11 protein-coding genes are annotated in these 15253 nt (G+C 46.9%); all 11 read left to right on the top strand.

Annotated features, from left to right (window positions below; translation table 11 throughout):
• Window positions 1-2: 2 nt before the first annotated feature.
• The 11 genes from V3O24_RS04065 (at window position 3) to V3O24_RS04115 (ending at window position 15249) form a co-directional block, all read left to right on the top strand.
• A complete protein-coding gene (locus V3O24_RS04065) occupies window positions 3-485 on the top strand; it encodes a phage tail protein (RefSeq protein ID WP_104425098.1) in 483 nt (160 codons plus the stop codon).
• A 14-nt stretch (window positions 486-499) separates the two neighbouring features.
• Window positions 500-979 (top strand): phage tail protein, encoded by a 480-nt coding sequence (locus V3O24_RS04070; RefSeq protein WP_104425097.1) that lies wholly within the window; start codon window positions 500-502, stop codon window positions 977-979.
• A 4-nt stretch (window positions 980-983) separates the two neighbouring features.
• Complete coding sequence (locus V3O24_RS04075) at window positions 984-1157, top strand: DUF5908 family protein (RefSeq protein WP_181049940.1); 174 nt, start codon at window positions 984-986, stop codon at window positions 1155-1157.
• A 1-nt stretch (window position 1158) separates the two neighbouring features.
• Entirely contained in the window at window positions 1159-1866 is a 708-nt protein-coding gene (locus V3O24_RS04080; RefSeq protein WP_104425096.1) for a hypothetical protein, read from the top strand.
• 12 nt (window positions 1867-1878) lie between these two features.
• Window positions 1879-3519 carry a type VI secretion system tip protein VgrG gene (vgrG, locus tag V3O24_RS04085; protein WP_331306307.1) on the top strand — a complete coding sequence of 547 codons (1641 nt, stop codon included), beginning with the start codon at window positions 1879-1881 and terminating at the stop codon, window positions 3517-3519.
• A 54-nt stretch (window positions 3520-3573) separates the two neighbouring features.
• Window positions 3574-3750: a hypothetical protein gene (locus V3O24_RS04090; protein ID WP_331306308.1), complete on the top strand. Its 177-nt coding sequence runs from the start codon at window positions 3574-3576 to the stop codon at window positions 3748-3750.
• A gap of 2 nt (window positions 3751-3752) precedes the next feature.
• Window positions 3753-4175: a GPW/gp25 family protein gene (locus V3O24_RS04095; RefSeq protein WP_331306309.1), complete on the top strand. Its 423-nt coding sequence runs from the start codon at window positions 3753-3755 to the stop codon at window positions 4173-4175.
• Window positions 4168-4602: a hypothetical protein gene (locus V3O24_RS04100; protein ID WP_104425093.1), complete on the top strand. Its 435-nt coding sequence runs from the start codon at window positions 4168-4170 to the stop codon at window positions 4600-4602. Before V3O24_RS04095 ends, V3O24_RS04100 begins: the two co-directional genes overlap by 8 nt.
• Window positions 4603-4612: 10 nt before the next feature.
• Entirely contained in the window at window positions 4613-9109 is a 4497-nt protein-coding gene (locus V3O24_RS04105; protein WP_331306310.1) for a baseplate J/gp47 family protein, read from the top strand.
• A 45-nt stretch (window positions 9110-9154) separates the two neighbouring features.
• Window positions 9155-11539, top strand: coding sequence for a tail fiber domain-containing protein (locus tag V3O24_RS04110; RefSeq protein WP_331306311.1), 2385 nt, complete (start codon window positions 9155-9157; stop codon window positions 11537-11539).
• A gap of 74 nt (window positions 11540-11613) precedes the next feature.
• Entirely contained in the window at window positions 11614-15249 is a 3636-nt protein-coding gene (locus tag V3O24_RS04115) for a hypothetical protein (protein WP_331306312.1), read from the top strand.
• Window positions 15250-15253 lie beyond the last annotated feature (4 nt).

The following is a 15253-nucleotide window of genomic DNA, read 5'->3' on the forward strand; positions in this document are numbered from 1 at the left end:
CGATGGCATTAAGCAAAGAGGACATTAAGTCGACGTATCCGTTACCCGCGTACAACTATCGGGTAACGATATTAGATAATGGCGCGGCTAATGTGTTGGGCTTTTCGGAGGTATCCGGTTTGTCGATTGCGTATGAACCGGTGACTTACAAACATGGATTCAGTTTCCTGATGGGCATTCAGATCGTTCCAGGGATGCGTCAGCCGATTAAATTGACTTTAAAAAAAGGCTTGACCCTGAATGGCGATTTTTTGCAAAACTGGCTCAATAGCTGTTACTTAGACCCTTGGTTAATAACCAGCAGGCGCGATGTTATTATTGATCTTTGTGATGAAAAAGGCTTGCCGGTGATTCGCTGGAAAGTGAAACAAGCTTTGCCAACCAAACTTGATGCGCCTACTTTTACCGCAAACAGCAATGAAGTTGCGATCATCAGTATGGAATTAGTCGCTACCGATTTGGAAGCGGATTACCACCCCTCTTAACTTATGTGACGATTATGGATATACCCGGTGATCTTTATCAAGCCGTACACGGCGGGCCGCCATTGGCGTTTCGCTTCGGCGTGTTTTTTCTTGTAGGGGGCGTTGTTCCTAATCCTTTGGACATTCGTTTTAGCAAAGTCTCGGGACTTAACTCTCGAATCGATACGCAAGCCGTCAATGAGGGCGGGCAGAATTTATTCACGCATCATTTGCCGACGCACGTACAGTATGACAATCTGGTTTTAGAGCGGGGTATGGCAATCGGTTCGATATTAGTTGCGGAATTTAATGCCACTATGTCGTTATTTAAATTTAATCCCTGTAATGTACTGGTGACCTTATTCGATGAATCCGGTATACCTGTTAGTGGTTGGTTGTTTATGACGGCATATCCGGTCAAATGGACTGTTTCCGAGTTGTCTGCCGAGTCGAATCAAGTTGTCATTGAAACCATGGAATTAGCCTATCAACGTATGCAAGCAATCAGGTTATAAAGGTATGGCGGTTGAAATTCGTGAACTTGTCATCAGGGCAGTCATTAAAGATGAACAAAACTCATCTGAGGAAACGGGTACTGAAACAGGGGAACATGACATGCAGGGTCGCGACGCGATTATTGAAGCCTGCGTTAAACAAGTGTTAAAAATTCTGAACAGAAAACAAGAGCGATAACATGCCACTAAGCAATCCATTCAAGCTGGAAAAGTTGACCATAACGGCCTACAAGGATGACAAACGAACCGAAAAGGTGGGTGATCCTTTTAAAGCCATGTTCAACCCGGAATCTTTTAGTGAAAAGTATTCTACCAAACTGCTTAAAAAGCCCAGCTTAAATCCTGCCTCGCAGACAGTGACTTTCGGCTATACGCCGCCGCCGCTGTTATCGTTAAAGCTGCTACTTGACGGTACCGGTAGCAATGAGTTGGGCGTGGAAGCCTTGGCCAATGCGCTGACGGGTAACAACTTAAGCGTGGCGGACAGAATTAAGCAGTTTCTTTCCATCGCCTCTGACATAAACGGTAAACTCCATCAGCCGAATTATTTGGACGTGACCTGGGGTAAGCTGACTTTTCCCTGCCGACTTCAAAGCGTTGATATTAACTATACCCTTTTTAACCCTGATGGCACACCGTTACGCGCAGAATTAAACATTTCTTTGCTATTCGACCAGAACGCTAAAAAAAGTCAGTCGATTGCCGGCTTAAGTTCCCCCGACTTAACCCATAGCCGTATAGTCAAGGACGGCGATACGCTGCCTTTATTAAGCAAAGAGATATACGGCACATCAAACCAGTACTTGTGGATAGCGCAACAAAATCAACTGGATGATTTTAGGAATCTAAACCCTGGACAACGCTTGTTTTTTCCGCCTTTAGTGTAAGAACTTGCCGCTATGAACTTTGTTACCGTTACCATACAGAGTGATAGTAAAGACATAGACCCCATTTACGTCTTATTGTCAGTTCACGTAAATATGGAGGTTAATCGGATTCCGTACGCCGAGTTGGTCTATGTTGACGGTGATGCTGCAAGTAGGGAATTTGTGCTCAGCGATACCGATATATTTGAACCGGGCAAAAAAATTACAATCAAGCTGCGCTACGAAGAAGATCCGTCTACAGAAAAAACCGTCTTTACAGGCTTGGTGGCGAGACAGGAGATTAATGCCGAACCGGGTAATTCAACGTTGACCGTGATCATTAAAGATGCCGCGGTTGCCATGACCCAAGGTAAAAATCACCGTGTTTTTGCCGAAATGAGTGATGATGAAGTTATAAAAAAAATAATCGGGCTGCATAAGTTAAAAGCCAAAACAATCGACAGCACTCAGCCTAAACATGCGGAACTTGTGCAATATGCGTGCAGCGATTGGGACTTTGTCTTGGCGAGGGCTGAAAGCAACGGTTTGCTCATTACAATACAGGACGAGTCGATTTCCGCATTATCGATAAAAGCTCCCAGTGCAGCGGCGGTAACCTTGGAGCAGGGCATCGATGAGATTTATAACATCGATATTGAGGCCAATGGCGTAGGCCAGTATAAAAAAGTTTCCGCCTCAGCTTGGGATGTCAAAAATCAGCAAAGTCTAAAGACCGACAAGTCAGATAATCTTAGCTTGACGCCGGGCAATTTAAGCAGTCAAGATCTGGCTGGAAGTTTAGGCGGTGAAGATTATGCGTTAGCGACTTCGGCAGCATTGAGCCAGGCAGAGTTAACCGCCTGGATCACCGGCAAACTGGCTAGAACTCAGTTGAGTTTAATTCGCGGATGTGTGTCTTTACCCGGAAGAACCGATGTAGCGTTATTGGATGCGATAGAAATTAAAGGCCTAGGCAAACGTTTTGATGGCAAAGCGATCGTTACCGGTATCGGCCATCGTGTTACTCCGGGGTCCTGGATTACCGATATACAGCTCGGTCTTGCCGATCAATGGCTGTTAAACAGCGATGAGGCTAATGGTCTGCCTGCCTCGGGTTTGCTGCCCGGTATTTCAGGGCTGCATATCGGACAGGTGTTAGATCTTAGCGAGGATCCCGACAAGGAATTGAAAGTAAAGATTAAATGGCCGACGTTACCGGATGATGGCAACACCTTGTGGGCACGTCTTGCCTCGCCGGATGCAGGCAAAGATCGCGGTTTTTTTTTCCGGCCGGAAGTTGGCGATGAAGTGGTCATGGGGTTTGTTAACGGCGACCCGCGTCAAGCCATTATTTTAGGTTCTTTGTATGGATCAAAAAACAGTACGCCAACGCGTTTTGGTCAGCCGGATGATAAAAACAATGGCCGGGGCATTGTCAGTAAAAAAGGTATGGTCATCGGTTTTGATGATGAGAAAGCGATTGTGTATATCGAAACACCGGGCAAAAATACCATTACCCTTGATGATGACGGAAAAAAAATTGAACTAAAAGATCAGCATGGCAACTGTATAACGATGGATGATAAGGGTATTACTTTAAAAAGTGCCAAAGATTTCAAGCTGGAGGCGAGTGGTGATGTAGAAATTAAAGGCACTAAGGTGGACATTAAATAAACGTGCGGAAGAGGTAGGCACGCCGGATAAAAATTTTAACTAACAAGGTACAACATGGATAAGCAAGCTATTAATCTACAACTTTCCGCTGATGAAATTAACCTGTTACTCGAAGGCCTAGGCAGTATGCCTTTTGTAAAAGTCTACGGTCTGATTGGGAAAATTCAGGAGCAAGCTTCAGGACAGCTTAATAAAACGCCTGAGTCCCCCGTTGCAGGCGGGGAAGAATAATCATGAGCAGAAACGCACAGGCTTCTTTTTTGGGTAAAGGCTGGAGCTTTCCGCCAAGCTTTAGTCAAAATGGACTGGATGTGCATTGCGTATCGGAGCATCAGGATATTCAGCAAAGCCTACAAATTTTATTAAACACCGCTCAGGGTGAGCGCATTATGCGCGAAGATTTTGGCTGCGACTTACAGCGCTTTATGTTTGAAGAAATCAGTCAAAGCCTGGTCAATACCCTGACCCGATTGATTACCGATGCGGTACTGTATTATGAGACGCGCATCGTATTGAATGCTATCAATGTTGATGAGAGCTCCCAGACCCAAGGCTTGTTGATGATTGCTATAGATTACACGGTAAGGAGCACTAACTCCCGCTTTAATCTGGTTTATCCGTTTTATCTGAACGAGGCGAGTTACGCCAATGCTTGATTCTATTCTCTTGGAAGGCGATAAAGCCATTTTTATGCCCAATTTCGGAGCCGCGATAGTCGTCGTTCAACCCGGCGACTTAAAAGCCACCGGACCTGCAACCGTCAAGGGTAAAAAAATCTGTGTAGACGGCGATGAGAAAAAAGTCTCTGTCCCCGGCTGCGCTTATATGACACCGCAATATTGCATTCCCGGCGTCGGTACGTTGGAAATTGATGCGCTAGCCGGGGATCAGAAAGCCGGAAAAACTAAAACCGGCGGTAAGCTGGTGTTACTCAAAGGAGGAACTTTTACCGCCAAGTTTTCCGTTCAAACCCCGGCGCAACAGCCGCCGCCGGGGCCAGGTGGGCCTATTCCCGATAGCACCGCGCAGTATTCAGGTAGCGGTATGTTTCTGACCACCAATCTCACCGTTAAAGGTAGCTGAGTAAATTATCATGACCGAGCCGGTATCCCCTTTTGCTTCTAATCGCGACGGCACTAGCCAAATACAACGTTTATTGCCTGCATTACAAGCAGATTTTGTAGGAATTGACGAGCGCAGTTTACGTGATCAGTTAATGCTTGCTCATGAGTTTGCCAAAGAGCTTCGCTACTTCAATGATGAAAATGTTGCGACCGGTAACTGGCAGGCGTTGTTAAATCCAGAGGCTAAAGACGGTAGTGATTTTGCCGCTTGGTTAGAGCAAATAGAAAACTTTGTTAAACAACCTGAAAACTATGCTGATGAGCGTTTTTACAATCTGCACAGGCCTCATTTTGTTTTATATCTGACATTTTTACAATTGCTGAAAAATACCCAAGGGCAGCTGAATCAACTCACTGCAAGGCATTTGGATTTTTATTACCGCACGGTATTGAACTTCAAAAAAAAACCGCCGCAAGCCGACCGTGTCAATGTGCTGATTGAACCTTCCAGTCAGGTGAGCAAGGTATTATTGCCGATGGGTGCCCTACTGGCTGCTGGGAAAGATAGTCAGGGTAAAGAGCTGGTTTATCGCACCGAATCTGACTTGGTTGTTAATCATGCCAAAATTGCCCGACTCAGTTCTGTTTACGTGAATAAACAAATTATCGGTATTCGGGAAGCGCGTGAGCAGTACACCGGTACTAAAAATGATGCGGTCATGGAAATGTTAAAAGTCGTTCTAGGCGATCCCCTGCCGGGCGATGCATTGCCAATCTACCCGCCTAAGGCCGTAGCCACTTTTGACCTGTTGACGCAACTGTATACACTGGTGAAATTTATCGGGATAGACAGTGGCTTGTTTATGGAAATCGGTGAGCTGCGTAGCTTGATACAACGAAAATATAGTCGAGGTCCTGCGGCGGATGGCGACTGGCAAACCATTAACCGGCTTTTGACGGAAATGGGTAAAATCCGCTCCGGTGATTCGAGTTTTACCTTACCTGCAAAGAATGATTTTAGGGATTTTGATAGTAATATTAAAGCTGCTTTAGGTTTTAGCTCAACAACAGACTATTTTTCCACACTGACGCTGGCAAAGAACTTTACTCAGCTTTATGAGCAGCGCACCAATGATGATGTTAAAAAATTCATGTTCGATAATAAATTGGATGTTGAACTTTTTAACGAAATGATGCTGATTAAAGTCCCGATTGATAATGACTGGCGAGAAATAAACAGGCTTCTGGAAAGAGCGGGACAAAGACAAAGAAAACAGCCCGAATACCAATTGCCGACTACCGAGCCACCCAATTTCGACAGCAACTTTACAGCGGCTCTTGGCGCTCCCGCCTATCCAAAGATTAAAGGCCTCCCGAGCATAGATAGTCTGGACAGTTTTTATCAGGCCTTGTGTGTTATAGAAGAATATTTCTTTATGCCGTTGGAAGATTTTTTGTTGCTGATGGATGCCGCAACAGCCGCCAATGCAGCTAATTTCCTATGGGCCATTGTGTATGACAATTGCGCCAAGGCTTACCGGAAAAAAGTCACAGCCACGCATAAGAGGCAATTAAATAACTTACGTTCGGCTTCTGAATCTGGGCAAACAGAAGAAGATCGGATATTAGCTTTCCAATCGGTAATGCAACTGGTATTGGGCGTTCCTGCTACCGACAACAGTGATTTATTGAATCGCGTCAAGGCGTATTTGCCCTTAGCAACCAATTTATCCTTGCCTGAACAGGAACAAGCCGATAAGGAGGTAAAGTTACTTGATTTTGCTGCGGCAGGTGCCGAGCTAACAGCCGGTGACTGGGAGAGTGTCGTCAATACCTTGGAAAAGGCTTGGCGTAATCGTCTCCCGACACCGGTTGCGCAAAAAGTCACTTGGCTAAGCTTAAATGCCAGGGCGGACACCTCGACAGCAAAAGTTTCAAGTAGTAGCGATTCCAGTTACTGGTACACTTTTGGTCAGCGGCAGGCTCTTGTCGACACCGAGCAAAGCCTGCCGCCGGTCGGCAACATCGGTTTCGCCATCAGTTCGCCGATGCTGTGCTTGGCCCAGGGAAAAAGAGTTTTGACGCTGACTTTAGTATTTAAGCAGGAACAATTTAATACTGAAAAAATCAACGCCGCGTTAAGCAAAAATCCATTCCTTATCGAATTGAGTTCGGCAAAGGGCTGGGTAACGGCAGATAGTATGAATGTGAAAGCGGGCGATTATCCAGTCAAGCCACCCGCCGAAGCTTTAAAAAGTATTAGCTGGACACTAACGTTTGAAAAAAGTGCGGAACCAATAACCGCTTTACCTGACTCTGATGCCACGTACATTAAAACTTCCTGGCCGGTACTTAGGTTAATGTTGCAGCCTTGCTGGGATGATGTAGGTAAACGCTATGTGACTGACTACCCTTTGTTTCAAGATTTGTCGCTGGAAAAAGCATTGCTTGATGTCTCAGTGGAAGGTTTGGCGGATTTCAAACTGCAAAACGATGACTACACGCTAACGCCTAGCAAACCCTTTGAAGTATTCGGCAGTAGCCCTGCCATTGGCGCCAGATTGAATTTCGGCTATTCCGAGTTAATGCAAAAAAAGCTTACTGGCCTTAATCTTAATCTGCAATGGATGAATGTGCCTGCCGCTAAGATGGATGAGTACTACGCAAATTACGGTACGGTAAGTGTCACAAGCAAGACTGACGCGCAGGGTGTTAAAACGAACGTTACTAGCTTTATCCCCACTATAGCGGACAACACCGTCTTTAAATGTAAAATCGGCATGGTCGATCAACGCCTTGAATTGCCGTTAGACGATTCGGCGGCTTTGTTGCCCTTATTTAATAAAAACGATGCCAAAGCCTCCACTAGCTTGGCGATTGCCAATATTCCCGTGCGCATTCAAGCAAATAGAGCGGGCTACCGTTATGAACGCTTGTTTGCCGAAGCTAATGACGATGATGTAACCCATTGGTCGCGTTACTGGTTCTTAGAATTGGCGGGACGTGATTTTCAACACAGCGCATACCCTGGCATTGCCTCAGCCAAGTCCGTAGACTTGGCGGCAGCTATTGTTAATGCTAAAGAGACTCCTGTTAATGCCAATGACTATAAAGTCAACCCACCCTATACGCCGAAGCTTAAAAGTCTTAGCATTGATTACAGCGCGGCAATAGAAATAAACCTGGCTGCGGTGCAAAGTGATGATGCCGACCAGCTTTACCACCTGCATCCTTTTGGTCATGCGCCAATACAAATCGATAGCCAAAGCGGCGGTTATAGCTTGTTGCCCGCTTATCACAACGAAGGCGAGTTATATATCGGTTTAAGTGGTATGCACGCCCCGCAAACCTTATCGATGTTGCTGCAAATGGCTGAAGGCACTGCTAACCCCGATCTAGCGGTGGCCAAAGTGCAATGGAGCGTATTAAGCGATAACCGTTGGAATAGCCTTGACAAAGGACAATTGCAGGCCGATGCCAGTGATGGCTTATTGCAATCCGGCATCGTTTCATTACAGTTGGAAGCAGTGAAACCGAGTACTTTGTTGCCCCCCGACTTGTTTTGGCTTCGGGTTGCGATTAGCGAGGGTTGCGATAGCGTTTGTGACACTATTGGCGTTTACTCTCAGGCGGTGGCGGCAAGTTTTATCGATCAAAATAATAGCGAGGATCATCTAAATCAGCCGCTGCCGGCCAATTCGCTCAAAGGATTGGTAGAACCCGTTGCCGGCATTGCTGGAATTAAGCAGCCGTTTACCTCGTTCGGAGCTAAGCCCAGTGAGCTGGATAGCCATTTTAATACTCGCGTCAGCGAACGTTTACGGCACAAACAGCGTGCTGTCGGTCTTTGGGACTATGAACGATTGGTTCTGGAACAATTTCCCGAGCTTTACAAAGCCAAATGTATTCCGGCTCAATCTTTGGAAAATTTAGGGCAAGTCACCGTGGTGGTGATTCCCGATGTGCGCAATCGGCTACCGTTCAACCCTTTTACACCTAAGGCTCCCGCCAGTTTACTCAATGACATTGGCGACTTTTTAAACACCCACGCTCCTATGGGGGCGCATATTGTAGTTAAAAACGCCTGTTATCTCCCGGTAAAGCTGCGCTTTGCGGTGCGTTTTCAGCCAGATGTCGATACTGGTTTTTATACACAAAAGCTTAACGAAGACGTGAATCATTTTTTATCACCCTGGGCGTATGAACAAGGGAAAGACGTGGTTATCGGCGGAAGAATATACGCCAATGCCATCATCGATTTTATCGAAAGATGCGCTTATGTCGATTACGTCGAGCACTTTAAGATGTTTTTGGGGGCTGAAAACGGCCTTGATTATCAATTGATAATCAAACCCCCTTTAACATCCAGTAGCGAGGGTTACTTTGTCGAAGCCCCTCGTCCAGATGCCGTGCTGATTGCGGCCCGAGAACATGATATTGATTTAATCACAGACCTTAACGTCGACGGACAAACATTTAAAGGTATTAATTATATGAAGCTGGAACTTGATTTTGTGGTCAGCTGATTAACCTAATTGTAAAAAACATTGCATTCAATATAAGAGATCATCATGGATATTAACAAAAAAAACCGTTCCGATCTAAAATCCTATTTCGTCAAAAACAGTGTTCCGACGGAAAGCAATTTTGCCGATCTTATTGACGCGGGGTTTAACCAAAAAGACGACGGCATCGTTAAACTGCCGGGCGACCCGTTAAGTATTGAGGCCGCCGGTGATGTGGCCGGATTGCTCAAAGTCATCAATTTGTACGCAAAATTTCAAGACAACAACCCGGCTTGGTCGCTACAACTGAATCCACGCACCGACCCTAACGCAGCGGCTACAGCTAAAGCCGGTCTTGGTGTGGTCGACGGCAGCGGTGCGACGCGTTTGTTTATTGATAAGGCAACCGGCAACCTGGGTATAGGTACTCTCGCCCCCCCAGCAGGATTAACGGTCATCGGCACAGCCAATATTAGCAATGGTAATGGTTGGGCCAATGCCAATGGCAAGATGGCGAGCGGTTCACTTACAATAGGCGGCATCACTGCCAATTATGGCGGGGGGAGTAACTGGACAGCTAATACTGCCGCATTATTGCTGGAAACACTGGCCAATACCGAAATCGCAGTAAATGATGCGAATACGCGTGTCGCCAGTTTAATGTATTACGAAGGCGATGCGGCTAATCGCATTACGATTGGACGCGATATGGGCTGGGGCGTTACGCCCGTCACTATCGCCAATAACCTCATTGTCAAGGGCGTAATGACGCCTAGCGCGGGAGCCACCGAAACTAACGGTATCCTGTTTCCAAAAGACCCAGGTGGCGGCGGTGGCGATGCGGCTTGGTTGCGTTACTATGCCCGAGCCGGCGAGTCCATGACGCTGGAGCTGGGTATTAATAACGATCCCGATGATCATATTGCCCTAATGCCTTCCGGCAATGTTGGCATAGGAGTCAACAATCCCGGTTATTCTTTAGACGTAAGAGCATCGAGAGGAATAAAATTGGGCTTGGAAGGCAACGGTGGCGGGCAATTAATTTTAGCCAACAACAAGGATGACAATAGAATATATTTAGAAGCTTTCAGCAAAGACGGTGCGGGCTCCGCCGCTGAATTATTGTTAACCGGTAAAAACGCAGCGAGCGTTCCCAAGTTAAGCTTTGTGGCGGATGTCACTAACATCACCGGTAATGCCGGGATTGGCCTAACAATCACCCCCATTGCCAAACTCGATATTGCTCAAGCTGCGCGTAGCGGCGCACATCCAGCGGCAGTTAAAGGACTCTATATTACCGGAGATTTCGGGCCTGATGCGGACGGCATTGAGTTTCGCCACAGCAATGCCACCCAAGGCATCGGCTTTGGATATAACACAATCTATGCCTCAGGCAGTAACGCCGATCAGCATTTACAACTGAAACCCAAGGGCGCGGGGGTGATGCGCGTTTTAGGCGCCGCCAATATTTCCAACGGTAACGACTATGCAAACGACAACAAATTTATGAGCAGCGGTTCGCTGACTATAGGCGGCACCAATGCCAATTACGGCGGCGGTAAGGGTTGGAATGCCAGCACCGCAGGCTTGTTATTTGAAACGCTGGCGAATACCGAAATTGCCGTGCATGATTCCGGTAATCGGGTGGCCAGCCTGATGTACTTTGAAGGTGATGCAACTAACCGCATTACTATCGGACGGGATATGGGCTGGGGCGTTAGTCCCGTTAATATCGCCGGCAACATCACTTTAGACGGCAATGTCGCCTTAGGCGGCTTTACCGGCGCCGACGCAGACGAGTGGCCGAAAGTCACTTGGTATCGGGATACTCCTAATAATTGGGATGAAGGGCTTATTAAACACGCCTCTAATAGGGGGTTTTTTGGACGTACCGGTTTTGGTATTCATTTACATTCAAGCCGCGATTGGACATTTTTCTCAACCGGCTGGACTCCCTTATTGGGTATCGAGGGCGGGACTGGCAATACCAAAATTAAAGGCATGTTAACAGTCGGTGTTCTGCGACTAGGGGATAAATGGCGGCTTTCAGCTGTAGGCGACCATGATGGCAACGATGACTGGTTGCGTTTGATGAAAGCGGATAACTCCGGTTATTACGGCGGCTTTGCTGCGGGTAGGCTGTGGACTGCTGTTGGTGCACTTAGTGGATCTGATAAGCGGTTAAAAAAGGATATTAATCCATTGGAAAGTTCGCTAAGTAAGCTTTCATTGTTGCAAGGCGTCTCTTTTAAATGGAGGGACTTGAAAGTGGAGGGCACGCAGATCGGCCTTATCGCTCAGGAGGTTGAGACTGTATTCCCTGAATTAGTGGAAACAGGGCCCGATGGCATGATGGGCGTCAATTATACCGGCCTTGTTGCCGTTCTTATCGAAGCGCTCAAAGAACAGCAAAATCAGATTCAGCAACTTTTTGCGGCGGTTAAAAGCTAACCTTGCAGCCGTGTAAGATACGCACAACGTACCTTTAAACTGAACTAATCGTATCGTAAGCCGTGGTAAATCTTATGTTAACCAACTTTTCACCGACTGATACAACACCTGTGCCGACCCTTGACTACGAAAATTTGCGCAAGGAGGGGATTGCTTGGCTGGAAAAGCTTGCCGGTCCCGAGTGGACTGATTTTAATGCCCATGACCCTGGCATTACTATTTTGGAGCAAGTTTGTTACGCACTCACCGACCTTTCTTATCGAATTAACTATGACATGGAGGATTTGTTAAGTCGGGAGGGCGAGGATACTTACGACAGTTTATACAGTCCGCAGCAAATATTGACTTCGAAGCCGGTTACTTTATTGGATTTGCGTAAACTGGTCATTGATGTGGAAGGCGTTAAAAATGCCTGGATTGAACCGGTTTGCGACCCCACGCCGCCTTTGTATTACAGAGAAAAGCAAGCTTCTGAGGCTGGCGAGAAAGTGATTGGTTTAAAGCTTGACGAGGGTGCCAGTCCTTTAGCTTTGCATGGAGTTTACCGGGTTTTGATAGAAAAATCCGAAGCAGAAGCACTCAACAAGGTCGGGGGAGCGATTGTTCGCGATGTTGCCGAACGTTTGCACGCCCAACGCAGTTTGACGATAGATTTTGAATCCATACAAGTCCTAGACGACCAGAATGTTCAATTGCAAACCAGTATCGAAATTGATACGCAGGCTGACCCGGAAGAAGTCTACCTTGGTATCCTAGGAAAAATTGCTGCTTATCTGTCGCCAAGTCCATGCTTTTATAGCCTCGAAGAATGTTTAGCTCAAGGTAAGCCGATTGAGGAGATTTTTGACGGCCCGTTGTTGGATCACGGCTTTATTGACAGTCAGGAGCTTATCGGTCTAAAACGCAAAAAAAATCTCTATGCTTCGGATTTGATCCGGGAAATCATGGATGTTACTGGCGTGCGTATGGTTGAATATGTGGTCTTTAAAAGCGGAGATAAGCTGAATGATGCAACTTTTGTGCTGGATAGCGCTAAAACCCCAAAGCTGGATATTGATAACAGCAAAGTGACTCTGAAAAAAAGGCAATTGCCGATTCAGTTGAATAGTGAAACTCTGGTTAAGCGCTACTTTAGCAATCAACAAAACGCGTTACAGCGTAAGCTTGTCAGTTCAGGCCTACCGCGACCCAAAGGGCGTGATCGACACATCGAGCGTTATTATTCGCTGTTGCTCCAATTCCCTAAAGTCTATGGAATTGGCGCAGCAGGTTTGCCAAGCACCGCAAGTGAGCAGCGCAGAGCGCAGGCCAAACAGCTTAAGGCTTATTTGCTATTGTTCGAGCAACTGCTTGCTAATAGCTTTAGCCAATTAGCTCATGTAAAAGACTTATTTTCATTTCGGGTTGAACAACCGGCCAGTTATTTTGTCGCCAGTTTGGATGATGACAATGTAGGCGGTTTGTGGGTAGACCCAAATAACAAATCTCGCGGAGACAGCCTGCAAAAAATTTTCGCCGCTAATTTGGTGGACGATACGGCAGCCCAAGCTGACGATTGGCCGAGGAAAACTCGTTTTATCGACCATTTGTTGGCGCGTTTTGCAGAACAATTTACCGATTACAGCAGTTTTTTTATTTCTGGCGCCGGCCAGCAAGAGCCGCTTAGCCCGGAAGAACGTCTTAACGAACAGGAGGGTTTTAGGACACAAGTACAGCTTAATAAGCTAGCGCTACTCCGCCGATATAATCAAATCAGCAGCAAGGGTACCGGTTTTAATGTATTGGCGCCCTACGGCGCGGATAATCGTTCAAACTTAGAGCAAAATTTGCGGCTTAAATTGGGTATTTTAGAGGACGGTAATGAGAAATTGTTCGTCGTCGAGCATGCCTTATTGCGCCCCATGACCGGAGACATCCCGCAACAGAGCTCCCTCCTTAGCAACGCCCGCTCTAGCGATCCTTATTCGCTGCAACTGAGCGTGGTTCTTTTTGCGGCCGATTTTCGTAGCGCTGATTTTAAACACTTGGTTGAGCAAATTGTGCGGGATGAGACGCCGGCCCATTTGATTGTTTATATCCGCATGGATCTGAAGGATGCGGCCTATTTCGATGCGACCTATAAACATTGGCAACAGACACACTTGGCTTATCGAATACTCAGCGATCAAGGCATTTTAAACGGCTCGATAGCGCAGTCAGCCGCCATTTCTTTGCGTGATGCGCGGGATCGGCTGATCGACCTGTTGGGCATAGCTACGACCTATCCTTTACGCGATTTGGCTATTGCCGACGTCAGCACAGTCGCCTACAACATGAGGGCCAGAATCGTTATTAGTAATAGTCAGCAAGGCGTTAGCTATTGTTTGTGCGATGACAAGCAGCAAGCCATAGCCTCAGACGCTAAACAGCCGGATATGAAGTTGCTGGCTGATGGCAATGGCGGCGATGTGGAACTGGTTACTCCAGTCATTATTAATGATCGCAGTTTTAGCATTAAAGCAACTAAACTAAACAGCGGCTTATTTAACTTTTTGCTGAAAACGCCAATCGTTAAAGTTGGGCTGGATGTGACCCTAGTTGCGAGCATTCAAAGTGGAGAGTTGCTGGTAGCCAGCGATACCCCAGCTGCAAACGCGGCCAGGATTGTTAATTACGGGGTAAAAATTCAAGTCGCTGTTGAAAAGGCGCAAGAAGGCGTTGATTACCAACTGCGCACCATGAATGACGCCGAATTGTCGGACAGTGTGCGCGGTAACGGCGGTACCATATTGCTGGAAACGACGGCAGTAGTCACTGAAGACATCGATATTCGCATTCGCGCCACGAAAACTTTTGAGAAGTCGGAAAAGAAAGCGACTCAAACCGATTTCCTTACTACGATATTACCGCTCAAAGTAAGAGCCAATCCGGCTGTCGGCGTTTTGGTGGCTAAGCCCATCATCGATTATTCCGGCACGGCGAGCATTAAAATTCAAGGCTCACAAGCCAGTACCCGTTATCAGGTGCTAACCCGCAGCATTGCCGATCATGAATTTATTCGTGGCGCAGTAGCCGGGCCTGTACTCAGTATTGCCGTACCCAAGCAGCCAACTGTGGTATTGCCTATACCCTCAATGACTGGTTTTGCAGTTGCAACGGACGCCGTTCAAGGCAAGGGCGGAGATTTAGTGTTAACTTCTCCCAATCTGACGGTAGACAATTTTATCGCACTTCAAGCCGCTAAAACTCATCTGGACAATAATGGCGCTCAGGTAACTTCAACCGTGAATGTGTCCCAAATGGCCGCTGTTTTAGTGCGCCCTGATGCCAACCCGGCATTGCAGTTTAAAGCAAGTGTCGCCGATTCCTTGTTGCAGGCTCCGATTCAAGTCAGTGGAGGGCAGGCAGGCGTATTTTATGAGTTCACGACCCTCGGAGATGGTAAAGTTCAAGGATTGCCGGTTTACTTCCATCAATTAGACCGTGCCGATAACACGCAAAATAAAGGCTTAGGACAGCTGCAAATCGGTGTCGATATGGTTATCTCGCCTGCGTTGTTGCCGGAAAGAGTAAAAGCTAATCCGAATTTGGCCGGTTTACCGCCCGAGCAGCCTGAACTTAGCGCCGATGCCGGCATAAAAAGCGATGCGGAATTAGCCATTCGCGCCATCAAGGCCCAAACCCGCGTTGAGGTTGTTTTTAAACGTTCAGTGAGCAAGTTACTGGCTTAATTAA

The organism is Methylobacter sp. Wu8 (assembly GCF_036440755.1).
GTDB classification, from domain to species: Bacteria; Pseudomonadota; Gammaproteobacteria; order Methylococcales; family Methylomonadaceae; genus Methylobacter_A; species Methylobacter_A tundripaludum_A.